15 protein-coding genes are annotated in these 16,037 nt (G+C 61.7%); 3 read left to right on the forward strand and 12 right to left on the reverse strand.

The window, feature by feature from the left end:
• Nucleotides 1–11: 11 nt before the first annotated feature.
• The 11 genes from E5J99_RS00195 to E5J99_RS00245 all read right to left on the reverse strand — a co-directional run bounded on the left by E5J99_RS00195 (nt 12) and on the right by E5J99_RS00245 (nt 13,214).
• On the reverse strand, nt 12–326 hold the full coding sequence (locus tag E5J99_RS00195) for a GIY-YIG nuclease family protein (RefSeq protein WP_135495683.1): 315 nt from the start codon (nt 324–326) through the stop codon (nt 12–14).
• An 82-nt stretch (nt 327–408) separates the two neighbouring features.
• Nucleotides 409–2,328, reverse strand: coding sequence for a propionyl-CoA synthetase (locus E5J99_RS00200; RefSeq protein WP_135495684.1), 1,920 nt, complete (start codon nt 2,326–2,328; stop codon nt 409–411).
• Nucleotides 2,329–2,416: 88 nt separating this feature from the next.
• A complete protein-coding gene (locus E5J99_RS00205) occupies nt 2,417–2,800 on the reverse strand; it encodes a response regulator transcription factor (RefSeq protein WP_135495685.1) in 384 nt (127 codons plus the stop codon).
• A 56-nt stretch (nt 2,801–2,856) separates the two neighbouring features.
• Nucleotides 2,857–5,604, reverse strand: a complete 2,748-nt coding sequence (locus E5J99_RS00210) for a sensor histidine kinase (protein ID WP_135495686.1) — start codon at nt 5,602–5,604, stop codon at nt 2,857–2,859.
• Nucleotides 5,597–5,872 carry a hypothetical protein gene (locus tag E5J99_RS00215; protein ID WP_135495687.1) on the reverse strand — a complete coding sequence of 92 codons (276 nt, stop codon included), beginning with the start codon at nt 5,870–5,872 and terminating at the stop codon, nt 5,597–5,599. Before E5J99_RS00215 ends, E5J99_RS00210 begins: the two co-directional genes overlap by 8 nt.
• Nucleotides 5,873–6,027: 155 nt before the next feature.
• On the reverse strand, nt 6,028–7,530 hold the full coding sequence (locus E5J99_RS00220; protein ID WP_135495688.1) for an MFS transporter: 1,503 nt from the start codon (nt 7,528–7,530) through the stop codon (nt 6,028–6,030).
• Between the two features lie 117 nt (nt 7,531–7,647).
• Nucleotides 7,648–9,180, reverse strand: coding sequence for a hypothetical protein (locus tag E5J99_RS00225; protein WP_245318650.1), 1,533 nt, complete (start codon nt 9,178–9,180; stop codon nt 7,648–7,650).
• A gap of 138 nt (nt 9,181–9,318) precedes the next feature.
• Nucleotides 9,319–9,741, reverse strand: a complete 423-nt coding sequence (locus tag E5J99_RS00230; RefSeq protein ID WP_135495690.1) for an IS1/IS1595 family N-terminal zinc-binding domain-containing protein — start codon at nt 9,739–9,741, stop codon at nt 9,319–9,321.
• A gap of 241 nt (nt 9,742–9,982) precedes the next feature.
• A complete protein-coding gene (locus E5J99_RS00235; RefSeq protein WP_135495691.1) occupies nt 9,983–10,915 on the reverse strand; it encodes a M28 family peptidase in 933 nt (310 codons plus the stop codon).
• Between the two features lie 332 nt (nt 10,916–11,247).
• Entirely contained in the window at nt 11,248–12,177 is a 930-nt protein-coding gene (locus tag E5J99_RS00240) for an NAD(+)/NADH kinase (protein ID WP_135495693.1), read from the reverse strand.
• The gene (locus E5J99_RS00245; protein ID WP_135495694.1) at nt 12,174–13,214 is read right to left on the reverse strand and encodes an SPFH domain-containing protein; all 1,041 of its coding nucleotides are present in this window, start codon (nt 13,212–13,214) and stop codon (nt 12,174–12,176) included. Before E5J99_RS00245 ends, E5J99_RS00240 begins: the two co-directional genes overlap by 4 nt.
• Nucleotides 13,215–13,537: 323 nt before the next feature.
• Here E5J99_RS00245 and E5J99_RS00250 point away from each other — a divergent pair, with 323 nt between their 5' ends.
• From E5J99_RS00250 to E5J99_RS00260, 3 genes are read left to right on the forward strand one after another with little or no spacing between them, the layout of a single operon-like run.
• Complete coding sequence (locus E5J99_RS00250) at nt 13,538–14,470, forward strand: flavin reductase family protein (RefSeq protein WP_135495696.1); 933 nt, start codon at nt 13,538–13,540, stop codon at nt 14,468–14,470.
• A gap of 49 nt (nt 14,471–14,519) precedes the next feature.
• The gene (locus tag E5J99_RS00255) at nt 14,520–15,005 is read left to right on the forward strand and encodes a hypothetical protein (protein ID WP_135495697.1); all 486 of its coding nucleotides are present in this window, start codon (nt 14,520–14,522) and stop codon (nt 15,003–15,005) included.
• 13 nt (nt 15,006–15,018) lie between these two features.
• Nucleotides 15,019–15,483 carry a hypothetical protein gene (locus tag E5J99_RS00260; RefSeq protein ID WP_135495699.1) on the forward strand — a complete coding sequence of 155 codons (465 nt, stop codon included), beginning with the start codon at nt 15,019–15,021 and terminating at the stop codon, nt 15,481–15,483.
• Between the two features lie 53 nt (nt 15,484–15,536).
• Here E5J99_RS00260 and E5J99_RS00265 read toward each other — a convergent pair whose 3' ends face one another.
• The gene (locus E5J99_RS00265) at nt 15,537–15,938 is read right to left on the reverse strand and encodes a hypothetical protein (RefSeq protein ID WP_135495700.1); all 402 of its coding nucleotides are present in this window, start codon (nt 15,936–15,938) and stop codon (nt 15,537–15,539) included.
• Nucleotides 15,939–16,037 lie beyond the last annotated feature (99 nt).

The raw sequence follows: 16,037 nt of genomic DNA on the forward strand, positions 1-16,037 counted from the left end.
TCGTTGCTGAACTACTCTTCAGCTGGCTGCCAAAGCTGAGGGTCAATGATTTGCCATTCGGGATTGAACTGCCGGACCAAGGCCTCTTTTTTCAGCCGCGTCCAGCCTTTGATTTCTTTTTCGCGGGCAATGGCTTGCTCCACCTCCCGATAGTGCTCGAAGTAGAGCAGCAGATAGCAGTGGTACCGTCCCGCGAAAGTCGTGGGCAAGTCCCGGTTTTCGCAATGCTGATGCAGACGGGTTTCAAGGTCGTTGGTAATGCCCGTGTAGAGGACGGTTTTCGTGGGATTGGTAACAATGTAGACGAAGTACTTGTGGGCCCTCATAAATAGTGAAGTTAGCTTGGCAACAAAGCAGGAGAGGTCCTTCGCTTTGCTGCGCGCCGCTCAGGATGACAACGTGCAGCTTCTACTCCTGACTGAAGGCCAGCCCCACGCCCCGCTCCTGTAGCCGTTCGCGGATTTCGTCCAGAATCAGCGGGTCGTCAATGGTGGAAGGAACGGTGAACTCCTCCCCGTCGGCGAGGTGGCGCAGGGTTTTGCGCAGAATCTTGCCGGAGCGGGTTTTGGGCAGGCGCTTCACGATGAGGGCGTTGCGGAAGCTGGCCACGGCCCCTATTTGCTCCCGAATCAGGCTGATCAGCTCCTGCTCCAACTGCTCCTCGCCTATCGTCTGCCCATCCTTGAGCACCACCAGCCCCACGGGCCGCTGCCCGCGCAGGTCGCAGGCAATGCCGAGCACGGCGCATTCGGCCACGGCGGGGTGGGCCGCCAGCAGCTCTTCCATCTCGCCGGTGCTCAAGCGGTGGCCGGCCACGTTTATCACGTCATCAACGCGGCCCATGATGAAGAAGTAGCCATCGGCATCCTGGTAGCCGCCGTCGCCGCTGAGGTAGTAGCCGGGAAAGGTGTCGAGGTAGCTGCGCTGGAAGCGGGCGTCGTCCTGCCAGAGCGTGGGCAGGCAGCCCGGCGGCAAGGGCAACTGCACGGCTACCAGGCCGGTGGTGCCGGCGGGTACGGGCTGCCCGGCCTCGTCCAGAATCTGCACGTCGTAGCCGGGCACGGGGTGGCCGGCGCTGCCGGGGCGAGGCGGCCCCATTGCGTCGAGACCAGTCAGCGTGGCCAGCATTGGCCAGCCCGATTCAGTTTGCCACCAATGGTCGATGACCGGCACGCCGAGAATATCGGCCACCCAGTGGTAGGTAGCGGGGTCGCACCGCTCGCCGGCCAAGAACAGATAGCGCAGCCGGCTCAGGTCGTAGCTCCGGGCCAACTGGCCGTCGGGGTCTTCCTTCTTGATGGCCCTAATGGCGGTGGGAGCCGTAAACATAACGCGGGCATCGTGTTCGGCAGCCACGCGCCAGAAGGTGCCGGCATCGGGGGTGCGCACGGGTTTGCCCTCAAACAAAATCGTGGTGCAGCCCGCCAGAAGCGGCCCGTACACGATGTAGCTGTGGCCTACGGCCCACCCGATGTCGGAGGCCGTAAAGATGGTTTCGCCGGGCTCCAGCCCGTAGATGGCCGCCATGCTGTAGCGTAGGGCCACGGCGTGGCCGCCGTTGTCGCGCACCACCCCCTTGGGCTTGCCGGTGGTGCCGCTGGTGTACAGAATATACAGCGGATCGGTGGCGTCGACGGGTACGCACTCGGCCGGCGGAGCTTGCAGCAGCTGCTGGTAGTCAACGTCGCGGCCCAGCTGCATATCGGCCGGCGCAAACGGGCGCTGGAAGATGACGGTGTGGGCCGGCTTGTATTCGGCCTGCTCGATGGCGGCATCCAGTAGCGGCTTGTAGTGAATTACCTTCTCCAGCTCCAACCCACCCGAGGCCGCGATGATAACGCGGGGCTGGGCATCGTCGATGCGCACAGCCAGCTCGTGGGGCGCGAAGCCCCCAAAAACCACCGAATGCACTGCCCCCAGGCGGGCACAGGCCAGCATGGCTACCACGGCCTCGGGCGTGTTGGGCATATAAATAATCACCCGGTCGCCGGCTACCACGCCCAGGTCGTGCAGGCCGCCGGCAAAGCGCGCCGTTCGGTCGAGCAGCTCGGCGTAGGTGTAGCGGGCCTGGGTGCGCGTCACGGGCGAATCGTAGATCAGGGCGGTCTGGTCGGCGCGGCCGTGCGCTACGTGGTAGTCGAGGGCCAGATAGCAGGTGTTGAGCTTGCCGCCCCGGAACCAGCGGTACAAGCCGTTCTCGTCGGTGCTGAGCGTTTCGACCGGTTCCCGGAACCACTGAATCTGCCGGGCCTGCTCCGCCCAAAAGGCGGCCGGATCGGCGAGGCTGGCCGCGTGGTCTTCAGCGTAGGTGTGCGTGGAAATTTTCATGATGGAAACGGGCCATGGGTGAGAGGTGGCAAGCAGGCAAGCGGCGAAGCGGGGTACTGCCAGCCAGGGCCAGCACGGGTAACTCAACTTACGATAAAGAGCGTTGGGCTACCAGCTCCTTCACTTTTACCATGAGCTGGCGGGTGCTGAAGGGTTTCGGAATGTACATATCAGCCCCTACTTCATAGCCGCGCTCAATATCGGCTTCCTTACTCTTGGCACTCAGAAAGATAACTTTGGTATTCTGGCGGTCGGCGCGGCTTTTCACGTGCTGGCATACCTGGTAGCCGTCCACGTCAGGCATCATGATATCGAGCAGAATGACCTCGAAAGCGGTGCGGTCGATGGCCTCCAGCGCCTCGGTGCCGTTGCGGGCAATACTGACCTGATAGCCGCTTTTGCGCATCAGAAACTCCAAGGACAGGACGATGTTGGGCTCATCATCAACGATTAGAATATGGGTAGCAGCCATAGCTTAGAAGTCGGGTGGGGTTGGAGAGAGCGAGAAATCAACGAAAAAGGCAGTAATCAGGGGACGGTGGGAAGCTCCAGGGAAAAGCAGGCTCCCCGCTCAGGTTGGCTTTCGACCCAGATGCGGCCCGCGTGCAGCTCCACGATTTTTTTGGTAATAGCCAGCCCCAACCCCGAGCCTTCGGGCTTGCGCGTGGTCTGATTCTGGGCCTGAAAGAACTTGTCGAAAATGAGCGTGTGATAGGCCGGGTCGATGCCCTTGCCGTTGTCGGTGATGCTGAGGCGCAGCACGGCTCCGCCGGGGGTCTGGGCGGCCACTGCTATGTGCCCGGTGCCATCGGCGCGGCACGACTTGACGGCGTTGGACAGCAGATTCACCAGCACCTGCATCAGCCGGTCCCGGTCGCCGGAGAGCATGGGCAGCCCCGGCGGCACGGCCACGTCGAGCCGGATGCCTTTGGCCCGCACCAGCTGCCCCACCGAGTCGATGGCGTCGGTGATGATTTCGGCCACGTCCACCGGCGTGCAGTCCAGCGTGGCTTTGCCCGACTCATACTTTTCCAGGTCCAATACCAGCGTAATCAAGCGGCTGAGGCGCTCCGACTCTTTAGTGATGGTCTGCAGAAAATGGTTGCGCTCGTCTTCCTCGATGTCGGGGTTGTCGGCCAGGATTTCGGACAGGGCCCGGATGCTGGTCAGCGGCGTGCGCAGCTCGTGGGTCACGGTGTAGAGAAACTCGTCTTTCTGCTGATCCAGGGCCTGGAGCTGGTCGTAGGCCGTGCGCAGGTCGGCGGTGAGGCGCTGGAGCTGCCGCGACTGTTTCTGCAGCTGTCGGTTGGCTTCCAGCAGCTGCTGCGACTCGCGCAAAATCACCACCACGTTGTCGAAGCTGATATCCTCTACTCCTACCGACGACGTGAGCAGCAGCCGCGCCGAGGCGGGCCCGATCGAGCCGGCCAGCAGCTTCTCGGCGTAGGCCAGCAGCCGCGGGTCGGCTTCGGTGGCGAGCGTTTCGGTGGGGTGCGCGTCGGGAAAACGGTCGGCAAAGGCGCGCAGGGCCTGGGCGGTGCGCTTTTTACCCAGAAAGCCCGTGAGCAGCGCCCGCACATCGGGCAGGGCCGCGCTACTCTGCCAGCCCGCCGGTCCCTCAAACACGTTGCGGTAGCGGAATACATCGACGAACACATCAGCCTGCCGCTGCTCCAGGGCCGAGGGCTCCGCCAGCAGCGACACGCCCACGTAGAGGCCGATATTGAAAAACCAGCTCCAGAACAGCCCGTGCGACAGGTAGTCGAGGCCATCGAGGCCAAACAAGGCGAAGGGCCGCAACCCGCTCCAGCCAAAGGCGCCCTCGCTGATAAACGTGGCGGGCAGCATATGCGAGCCTACCATCGTGGGCAGCACCAGGGTGAAAAACCAAATGATAAACCCGGCCAGAATGCCCGCCATAGCGCCGCGCCGCGTGCCGCCCTTCCAGTACAGGCTGCCCAGCACCACGGGCACAAACTGCGCCACCGCCGCAAACGACACCAGCCCGATATTCACCAAGGGCAGCGTGTGCCCAATGAAGCGGTAGTAGCCATAGGCAAGCAGCAGTACCAGCACCACGGCCAGCCGGCGGCTTTGCAGCGCCACCTGCCCCAGGTAGGCAAACCAGCGCGTCTGGGCCGAGGCGTGGGCGGCGGGCATGCGCACGAGCAGCGGCATCAGCAGGCTATTGCTCATCATGACGCTCAGGGCAATGGTTTCGACGATAATCATGCTGCTGGCCGCCGATAAGCCGCCCAGGTACGTCAGCAACGCCAGCCACGGATGCCCCGAATCGAGCGGCAGCGCCAGCACGAAGGTGTCGGCATCAAGGCCCCGTCCGGCGTAGAGCAAGGCACCGCCGAAAGCAATGGGCAGCACAAACAGATTGATAACGATGAGGTAGAGCGGAAACAGCCACATGGCTTTGCGCAGGTGGTCCTCATTCACATTTTCGACCACCGACACCTGAAACTGCCGGGGCAGCACCAGAATGGCGGCCACGCTCAGCACCAGCAGCGTGAACCACTGCGTGCCGCTGGTGCCCGCGCCTTGCAGCGTGAACAGACGGCTCAGGGCGGGCACGGCCGAGGCCTTGGCAAACACGTCGCCGAAGCCATCGAACAGCCCGAACGTGACGAATATGCCCACCGCCAGAAAAGCCACCAGCTTCACCAGCGACTCCAGGGCCACGGCCAGCACCATGCCTTCGTGGCGCTCGGTGGCTTCCACGCTGCGCACCCCGAAGATGATAGTGAAAAAAGCCAGGGCCGCCGTGGTATACAGAGCCGAGCCCGCCGCGCTGCCCGAGTGCAGCGCCAGCCCGCTACCCGGCCCGCCGGTGATGATATCAAACGAAGCCGCAATAGCCTTGATTTGCAGCGAGATGTAGGGCACAATACCCAGCACGCTCACCACGGTTACCAAGGCTCCGAGCGAAGCACTTTTGCCGTAGCGGGCCGAAATGAAGTCGGCAATGGACGTGAGGCGCTGCAGCCGGCAGATACGGATAATCTTGCGCAGCACCAGCCACCAGGCCGGGGCCAGCAGCGTCGGCCCCAGGTAGATGCCCACGAACTCCAGCCCGAAGTGCGCGGCGCGGCCCACACTACCGTAGTAGGTCCAGGCGGTGCAGTACACGGCCATGCTCAGGGCATACACATACGGGTTGCTGACCAGGCTTTTGCGGGCCGCCGAACGCCGCTCGGCCGCGTACGCTACGCCAAACAGCAGCGCCAGATACCCCAGCGAGAAGCCAATGACGAGGAGCTTAGACACGCGAGCCGGCCGAAGAAGCTGCGGGAGGCAAGGCGGGCTCGTCGTGGCCGAAAGTCTCGGGCCGGTGGTGGCGCACCAGCCGCCACGTCAGCAGCACCACCGCAACCCAGGCCAGCAGCACGTACAGATACAGCACCGGCACACCGGCCACCCGCCCCTTCTGGTCGAAGACCGCCAGCAGCGGAAAATTGAGCAGCACCCCAAACAGCAGGCTCACAAAAAGCAGCCGCTGCCCCCGGCGCTGCTCGGCTTGCTCTTGGGCAGACATAGTAGCCATAGGGGTAGTATTTTGACGTAAAAAAGCTTTCTGAAAGGTAAACCGAAACCCACCGGCAAGCAACGCTGCGGGCCAGGCTGAATGTGGCAAAGTCCGCCGAACCAAGGGCGCGACGGACTTTTCACCAAATCAATGCATTGTCTGATTTATTGCTCGTCCATCAGCTTCACGTTGCGCACGTCCTTCATCAGGGCCTGCCCCACAAACCAGCAGATCAGGGCGATGCTTACCGGATAAACCAACCCCGCCAGCGTGCTGTACTCCTTGATAAACGGCGTGTCGGAAGCGGCGGCGCGCAGTGTGAGGGCCGTGGCAATCAGAGGCACGAAACCACCAAACACGCCGTTGCCGATGTGGTAGGGCAACGACAGCGACGTGTAGCGCACCTTGGTTGGGAACAGCTCGACGAGGTAGGCCGCAATCGGACCGTAGGCCATCGTCACGAACAGCACGAGGCAGAACACGAGGGCCGTCATGGCCGGCAGGTTCGGCGCCAACGACTTCATCACGGCCGGAATGGCTTTGCCAGTGGCATCCACGGTAGCCGCCGTTACTTCCGTGATGGGGCCGGCGAACTGCTTCAGGCCATAGAAGATCGGGAAGGTGAACAGCGCCCCGCAGAGCAGGCCCATCATGATGATTTTCTTGCGGCCGATACGATCCGACAGCGAACCGAAATACACGAAGAACGGGCTGGCCAGAATCAGGGCGCTGCACAACACCAGGCTGGCATCAACCAGGTCCAGCTTCAGCGTATTCTGCATAAAAGCGTAGGCGTAAAACTGCCCGGTATACCACACCACGCCCTGGCCCATGGTAGCACCAAACAGCGAAATCAGGACCAAGCGGCGGTTTACGGGGTTCACGAAGGACTCGCGCAGCGGGTTCGTGCTGGTTTTGCCCTCCGATTTGGCCTTGGCAAACAGCGGCGACTCGTGCAGCCTGCGGCGGATGTAGTAGGAGGCAATAACCAACAGGCCCGAGAGCAGAAACGGAATGCGCCAGCCCCACTCTTTGAAGGCCACTTCGCCCATGGTTTTGCGCGTGGCAATAATCACCAACACGCTCAGCAGCAGCCCGGCCGTGGCCGTAATCTGGATGAAGCTGGTGTAGTAGCCACGCTTGTTGTCGGGCGAGTGCTCGGCCACGTAGGTGGTAGCCCCGCCGTATTCGCCGCCCAGCGCCAGACCCTGCAGCAGCCGCAGAATGGTAACGATGATGGGGGCGGCAATACCAATTTTGTCGTAGCTCGGAATCAGGCCCGTGACGAACGTGGCCCCGCCCATGATGAGCAGCGTGAGCAGAAAGGTGTACTTACGCCCGATCATGTCGCCGATGCGGCCGAAGAACAGTGCCCCGAAGGGCCGCACCACGAAGCCCGCGCCAAATACGGCCAGCGTGCCCAAAATCGTGTCCTCAATCTTGCCCGTGGAGCCGAACAGCACCGGCCCGATGATGGCCGCCAGGGAGCCGAAAATGTAGAAGTCGTACCACTCGATGACCGTGCCCACGGAGGAAGCGGTAATCACCTGCCAGATCTTGCTGGTCGAAACCGAGTTGTTGTCGTGGGCTATGGCATCGTCGGTGGCCGCGCCGCCCAGCGGTGTGGCCCCGGCGTAGGCGTCGCGCTGCGGTAAGTTCTGGTACATACTGGATGAGAATAGGGAGGTGGTACAATGGTGAGGTGGTGAAACCGGGCGGGCGGGCTCAGTTGGTGCCCAAGGCACAAACCGGCCATACGTCAGCCTGGCACCTGCTCACTTATCTTACAAGGACACTTGCGTTTGCAGCGTGATTTCGGGCCGGTAGTTCACATTGTTCACATCCGTGAAATCGGGCCGGGCGCGGTAGTTGAGCGTGAATTTGGCGTTGTGCCCGTCGATGTAGAAGTTGGCTCCCGCATCGAAGATGTTCACGTTCTTGGTGTCGCCGCTAGTGGTTTTCAGGCCGTCGTAGCTGGCCAGCAGGTGCGAGGCGTAGGGCTGCAGGCGCAGCTTGGGGCCCAGCAGGTTTTTGGGCAGTAGGAACCCGGCCTGCACGTAGCCCACATTGCCGGTGCCCGAGTGCGGCACGGCATTGCCCCGGCGGGCATCAGCCCCGTAGCCGGGGTTGGAAGCGCCAATGAAGCGCACGTGGTTGGGGCCCATATTGTAGTTGTAGTACACGCCGTAGGCCGTGAAAGCAGTGCCGGTTTCCTTGTTGACGGGCGTGTCGAAAAACACGTCGGCCGAGAACAGGGCAATGTCGCTCTTGTCGTTGGGCACGGTATTGAAAGCACTGGTGCCCGCCGCGGTGGCCGCCGAAATACCGGCGGCATCCAGCACGCTGCTCGTCGGGCGCGACACCATGCCGTCCTTGTTGTAGAAGAAGCCGGCCCCGATATTGAACACCCGCTTCGTGCCGAGGTAGGTGCCCACGTTAAACGGCAGCAGGTTGGCTTCCTGATCCAGGAATTCGTAGCTCAAGTAGCCCTGATAGATGTGATTGGTGCCCTGGGGATTGTACTGGGCCACGTTCGTGCCCGTATTCACGGCCGCGCCGCCCGTGCCCGTGGTAGCCCCCAGACCCAGCGGGTTGCTGAGCGTCCCGGTCTGGTTGGTCAGCATCGATTCGTTCACGCTCAGCACGTAGTCGAGCTTGCCGACGCGGCCCTTGCCGTACACCCCGATGCCCCGCACAAACTGGTCGATGGCTTCGATGGTGGGCCAGTTGGTGAGCGGCGCGTCCAGAGTCAGGAAGTTGATGGTACTGGAGCGCGTCATGCGCGAGAGGCCATTCTGGTAGTGCATACCAGCGCCCAGATTCAGGTATTTATTCACCTTATACTCGACCACCGCCTCGTGCACAAACAGCTGCGGCTTTTTGCCATCTACGGCGGGCGCGGCACCTCCGCTCACGGCCGTCTGGTTGTTGATGCCGATGTGGGTGTACACCAGAAACCGCGGATTCAGCTGGGAAAGCACGATGAAGCGGGAGCGGCGAATGGCAAAGTCCAGCTGGTCGGACTGGGGCTTGCCGGGCGCACGCAGCGTACCGGTATTGTTCTCGGTGTAGCGGGCCCAGATCTGGTGCCAGGTAATGAAGCGCACGTACTTCGAGCCGTCGGGCGAGAGGCTGAACTTCATGCCCGCCCCGTAGGGTACCGACTCGGTGGGAGCAGCCGGTACCGGGGCTGCGGCAGGCGCGGCGGGTGGCGGCGCGGGCTGCCCACCGGCCGGTGGCGGCTGCACTTGAGCCGAAACCACGGTAGCGGCAGCTAGCAGCGCACTAAAAGTCAGCGCGTAACGGGTAGTTTGCATTGGGTTTGGTGGGTTTGGGTGAGCCAGAGGGCGGATACCGGGAATGCAGGAAGCTACTTCCTGATTCGGTCCAACCAAATAGCAAAACCCACCGCAGGAAGTATAGCGCGTGCTATACTTCTGCTAACAGCTATAGCCCTAGCTGGCCTTGAACCGCTCCCACCGGATCATCATGTACTTGTCGCCGAGTTCCGTAACCATCATCCCGGCCCCCTTCACGTTGTTCGGATTCTGAAAAAACTCCGCCAATTCCTTCTGATTCAATATTTTGTACGTCGGGTGATAATCCGTCTGCCGGGGAGCCTTCATACCGTACTTCTTTACCCAGTTCATCACGCTCACGTGGCTCACGCCCAGCAGCCGCTCAATTTCGCGGTAGCTCACCCCCTCCACATACAGCTGCAAGGCTTTGATAACGTAGTAGGTATTGACTTCGCGCCCAACTTTGGCGACGGAAAAATGGTAGCCGCACTTCTTGCACTTAAAGCGCTGACGGCCGCCAACCACGCCACTTTTGGTGGCTTCGGTGGCTTCACATTTGGGGCAGGCTGGCTGAGACATAGGCCGGTATACGCGCGGGTTTAAAAAAGCTATAGCATTTTAGTGAAGATATAGGTAATTAGCTAATATTACCGCAAACGACGGCCGCCACACGAGCATAATAAGTCGCCGAAAAAAGCTGCGCGGCCTGCGCCGCCTCTGCCGCCGCGCGGGCACAGCATCACGGTGCAGACGACAGCCCAGGGCGAAACTAATCTGGTACACACGGGCTGGGTGTGGGTGGGACGGTCCCCCGTTGGCTTCACATAACCAGCAGGGCGGTCAGCAGTGCGTCTACGGCCAGCGCGAGGCGGCGCATATCGAGCCGGTCGAGCGTGTCGGTGGGCTCGTGGTAATGCTTGTTGCGGTAGAAGGCCGTGTCGGTGAGCAGCACGGCGGCATAGTCGAACTGCCAGTAGTTGAGGTGGTCGGAAAAGTCGATGCCGGGCAGCCAGGCCGGGGCCTTGAAGCGCCGCACGGGCAGAGCCGCCGAGGCTTTGTAACGGCGGGCAAACTGTCGGCCGAAGCGGCCGTTGCCGAATTTCTGGGCCACCGTCACGTAGTTGCCCCGGCTGCCATATACCAGCTTGAGCGGCCCCAGCGGATAGTCCTGGCTGTTTTTCCGGTCGTCGTAGTAGCCCAGCATTTCCAGAGCCACCATACCTTTGACCTCTACTCCAGCGTCGTGCAGCGACTTGGCGTGCACATAGCTGCCCATGTTTTTGGTGCGAAAAAACGGCGGCTCTTCCAGCGTGTAAGCCACCAGCTCCACGCGGTAGGGCAGCGCCGGCTGCTGGCCCAGCAGCCGCGCCAGCTCCAGCAGCGCCGCCACGCCGGTGCCGTTGTCGTCGGCGCCGGGCTGCTCGCCGCACACGTCATAGTGCGCCCCCACTATCAGGCGCGGGCCAGTTTCGGGGCCAAAGGAGCCGATGACGTTGCGGTAGGTGTTGCCCTGCACCAGGTAGGGCTGCTCACTGAGGCGGCTGCCGGCCGCTTGCAGCTGCCGGCGGATGTAGTCGGCAGCCTGGTTGAGGCTGGCCAGGTGCTGATAGTTGCGCGGCTCGGGCGTGGTGGTGAGGGCCACCAGGTGGCGGCGCAGGCGGGTGGTATCGGCCGGCGCTGGCGTATGCGCCGCTGCCTGGCCCGGCACAAAGTTAACGAGCAACGCAGCCAGGCAGATTTTTGGCAACAGCATAGCGGAATAGGCAAAACAGATGGCTGGGACACTTCGAAGCTGTTTAGAAAGTCCCCAACAGGGATCAGACGGTCATGCTTCATCTGGCGTCCGCTTGTTGAAGCATCTCTACCGCAATAGTAATTCAGTTTACCATTGCGGTAGAGATGCTTCGGCTTCGCTCAGCATGACGTTCAATTGACTTTCTAAACAGCTTCTTCAGCCTAGATGCTTGTACATGTATTTTCAGAAACCAAAAAACACCTGTACAAGGAGAAAAGAAGAGGTGTACATCTATTTTTCGTTTTCTAAAAACAGATGTACACCTTTCCGGGGGCAATAACGCCGCCCTCCTACCCTTTCTCCACCAGCCGGGCCTTTTCCGGGGCCACGCCGATGGTGGCAATAGCGCCCGAATTGAACTGCAGAAAGTCGGTTTCCACGCCGTCGGAGAAGATGACGCCATTGGCAGGCATAAACGACTCGATGATGAGCGGCTCCTGCTCGTCCAGGATTCCGGCCGCGAGGCTGGTCTGGGTGCGCTTGCTGCGAAAGGCCTCGCGTACCACAAACATCAGCTCACTTTCGCCAAATGCCGGCTGGGGCCGCAGTATTTCATCCGAGTCGAGAAACCGGCTCATGCCGGCCGTCATGTTGAAAACGGAGCTGAGCCAGCCCGTCGCCCCCGATTTGGTGGACACGATAACGCCCGACGACGAGTGGTTTTCCTGCTCGCCCTGGTAGCCGATGCGGTAGCGGGCCGACACGTGGGTGGCATTGCCGATAAACAGGTCGTTGAAGGCCAGCAGGCGCTGCCCGTCGTTGAGGCGGGCTTCGGCCAGGGCGGCTTCCCGCACGCGGTGGCGGCCGGCTACCACGCGCTGCACGGCGGGCAGAAAATCGTGGGGTGTGAAAGGCAGCAACACCCCGTCGTAGCGCTCCTGATCGGGGTTGACGGCAATAATGGGGATACCACCCACGTACTTGGCCGTGTTAGCTACCAGTCCATCCTGGCCCACTACCACCACCAATTGCTGCTGGTTGAACAGAAACGAAGGCAGAAATGCCCGCTCCACTACCTTATTTTTGAGCACGGACGAAAGCCGGCGCTGCACCAGGGAAAACGACTCCTGAAACCGGGCGTTTTCTTCCTCGTACTCGGCAAATTCCCCGCCCAGGCTTTCGATGTAGAACTGCGCCTGACCCTTGGTATTAAACCGCTCGACGAGCTGCTCCAGCCGGGTTTTGTTGCGCACCAGAATGGCGTAGTCGATGCCGCTCATCGTCTGCTAGGCGGGTTTTGAGGCCGGTCGGCGGCGTCACTCACGAGCGAGTCGAGCAGGTCGGGCGAGATGTTGAGGGTGCCGATTTTGGCGGCGTTTTCGGCCAGCTCGCGGAAGGCCAGGGCAATGTTGAACTTGGGGTCGGGGTTGTTGCTGAGGGCCACCAGCAGCTTCCAGTCCATGTCTTTGTAGGGCCGCAGGGTGGTTTCGAGCACGTAGCCGCGGGTATCGGCCTCGCGGCGCTGGTTTTCGGCGTTCTGCTCGATCAGCAATTTGCGCTGCTCTTCCACGGCAATATCGGCCTGCACCTTCATTTCGCGCAGCTTGCGGGTGCTGTCGGCCTGCTGCATCTGCCCCTCGATTTTCTTTTCGGCAATCTGCTTGTTCTTTTCCTCCACCGCAATTTCGGTGTTCAGCTCGCTTTCCTTGATTTTACGCTCCTGCTCCACGGCGAAGTTGCGGCGCTCAAAAATGGCCTGGTCGGCTTCCTGCTGCAGCTTTTCGCGGGTTTCGGTTTCCAGCGCCCGACCCATCTCGGGCGTGGCCTTCACGGCCAGAATATTCACGCCCAGCACCTCGATGCCCAGCAGCCCCACGGCCTTCGACGCGGCCAGCCCCTCCACGATGTTCACCTCAATGGCCTTGGCCGCCCGCATGGCATCCTTCAGCGTGAGGCTCTGCACGAAGGTGGCCGTGGCGGTCTGGGCCTCGTTGATAATGCGCTGGTGGAGCTTTTCCAGGTCGTTTTTCTTGTACACGCCCCGGCTGTCGACGGTGAAATCGAGCACCTCGGCCAGCTGCTTGGGGTTGCCGGCCTTGTAGGTTATCTGGCCCTGAATGGAGACGGTCTGGTAGTCGCGGGTGGTTTCGTTGAAGATGAAGGGCAGGTCGTTGCTACCCATCGGGATGGCCACGATGGAGCTGTTTGGCCCAAAATAATAGAACGACAAACCCCGCCCCTCCTTCACAATGCTGCCATTCTTGTAGTGAATGGCGTAGGTCATCGAATCGAACTGGATATGGTTTATTCCGAACATAGTAGGTGTGGTGAGGAAAGTGGCGCGGCGGTAAAAGTATCCATAGTTGCGAATAGTGTGGGGGTGAGTGCCTGATGAAGAACGTCATGCTGAGCGAAGTCGAAGCATCTCTACCGCTTCGTTGCAGTGCCAATGATTACCACTGCGGTGGAGATGCTTCGACTACGCTTGATGCGCGGAACGCTCAGCATGATGGCCTTTTTCCAACAACGTCAGCACGCGCGATTCCTCAGCTTCGCTCGGAATGACGTCCTGTGACGTTCTGCCAAACAACTATTTGCCTATAAACCCTGAACTTCGCCCGCCAAACCCAGCCCCGCACCATGCCCACTACGCCCACCCCGTTCCGCACCATCGACCCCGCCCTGATCAAGCCCAGCGAGCTGCACCCGTTTCTGGTGGGCGCGGTGGCCCCGCGGCCGGTGGCGTTTGCCAGCACCATCTCGGCCGATGGCAGCGTGAACCTGAGCCCCTACAGCTTCTTCAACTGCTTCGGCTCCAACCCGCCGATTCTGGTGTTTTCGCCCGCCAACCGGGTGCGCGACAACTCGCAGAAGCACACGCTGCAAAACGTGCGCGAGGTGCCCGAAGTCGTCATCCATATCTGCGACTACGCCATGGTCGAGCAGATGTCGCTGGCCAGCACCGAGTACGCAAAGGGCGTGAATGAGTTCGTGAAGGCCGGTTTTACGGAAATACCGAGCCAACGGGTACAGCCGCCGCGCGTGGCCGAAGCCCCCGCCGCCTTCGAGTGCGTGGTGGAGCAAATCATCGAGCTGGGCCAGAACAACGGGGCCGGCAACCTGATTATCTGCCGGGTCGTGCTGGCCCATTTCCGCGAGGATATCGTGCTGCCCAGCGGCCTGGGCATCGACCCGTTCCGGCTCGACGCCATTGCCCGCCTCGGCGGCGACTGGTACTGCCGGGCCTCGGGCAGCAGCCTGTTTGAGGTACCCAAGCCCAATCGCAACATGGGCATCGGCTACGACCAGCTGCCCGCGCACATCCGCAATTCCGACCTGCTCACGGGCAACAACCTGGGCCGCCTGGGCAACATCGAGCACGAAGCCCTGCCCACACCCGCGCAAGTGGAAGCCTTCCGCACCGAGCCGCTGGTAGCCTACACGTTGCATAAATACCGCGAAACTCCTGCGGAGCTGAAGAAGCAGCTGACGCTGCTGGGCCAGCAGCTGCTGGAGCAAGGCAAGCTGCTCGAAGCCTGGAAAGTGCTGCTGCTGGCGGCCGGGACCCAATAGCCGGCTGCTCTGCTGCCTCCTCACCCCATGCCCATCCTCCGCCGATAACATGACCCTGTCGCCCCTGATCCGTCGCAAAGTATGCCTGCTGCTGCTCCTGGTGGCACTCGGGTGCGGCGTGCGCGGCTGTCGCTGGTTTAAGACGCCGGCCCAGCTGTACCGGTTGTTTCTTCACCTGGAGATACCGGCCGAAGCCACGCATTTCGAGGGCAAGGGCAATGATAATCCGCTGCTCGACTTTATGAGCTGGGGTTACTTCACCTACGACCTGGATCGGGTCGCCTGGCAAGAACTGCTCCGGCACAAACAGTTCGCGGCAGCTTCGCCCTGGAACCGGGGGTTCACCCGCATTTCGCCCAAGGATGTTGATGCCTGGCACCTGAAGTACTACAGCGACCTGATTCGCCGCCCCATCACCATCAGCCCGCAGCACACCGTGGCGTACCGGGCCACGTTCTTTCCCTACATTCATACGCTGGTGTATGATTCCACCACGCAGCACGTTCAGCACTTTGTGGCCGGCATGCGCGATTAATAGTGATTGTTCGATGCGCTGGTCGTTTCTGATTGGTCTGCCCCTGTTCAGCAGCTGTACGCCGGCAGCGCCGCACGGGCCGGCCCAGGCTCCCTGTCAGAATGCCACCCTGGCCGGGGACTGGCAGCGGCAAAACCTGCTGCAGTGCCTGTGCCGGAGCATGGGGCCGGCCTGGGTAGCGGACTTCGCGGCCGGACACGGCCAGCTGGTGCTGTATGTGGCGGTGGACCGCAACAGCCGTTTCTACGCCATCGAAAGCTTCTACAGCACATCCGACTCGGCCCGGATAGCTTCCTCCGGCTTTTTGCGGCAGTACCAGGAAAGCCAGGCCACCCCGGCTGCCTGCTGGCCGGCCCCGCAGGGCGCTATCCAGAATACCTACGACACGCTGCGCCTGGATGGCCGCCGCCAGTTGGTCCGGCACTTTACGATACCACTGTTCTGTACTTCAGAAAAACCGTGCGACTGTAGCCAGTAGAAACCTGATTTGGCCGAATGCGTGGACTGAGCAGACGCGACCGGGACAGCTGGCTAGCGCACAATCGTATAGGGCACCCGCACGCGCAGGGTCTGGTAGTAGTCCTCCGTTATCTGCACGGTCACTTTCCCATCCCAGAAAGCGGCGAGGCTGTCCTGCCCCGCCGGAAGCTGGCGGGCCACCGGAAAGCGCACTTTCCCCCGCCCGTCGGAGCTAACCGGAATGGTATCCCCATTTACCTGCATCCATAGGCCTTGCTTCCGGCTGTAACCCGACACCAACAGCAGGTCGGCACTGTAGAGGCCGCCCGCCCGCACGATGCTGGATGCAGGAACGGCCAGCGCCTGTAACCGGTAAAAGTTATCGACTATGCCCCCCACTTTCAGCCGCTCATTCAGCAACGCCTCCACCCCCAGCCGCACGGCCCCGGCCTCCTGCTGGGCTAGGGCGGCCAAAGCTTCGGCAACGGTGGCATCGGCAAACAGGAAGTCCCGGTAGGCACCCTGGCCGGCGGGCAGCAGCCGGGTAGTGCTGGGCTCCCTGACGGCGGCCGG

It is taken from the genome of Hymenobacter elongatus, assembly GCF_004745955.1.
Classification (GTDB): domain Bacteria; phylum Bacteroidota; class Bacteroidia; order Cytophagales; family Hymenobacteraceae; genus Hymenobacter; species Hymenobacter elongatus.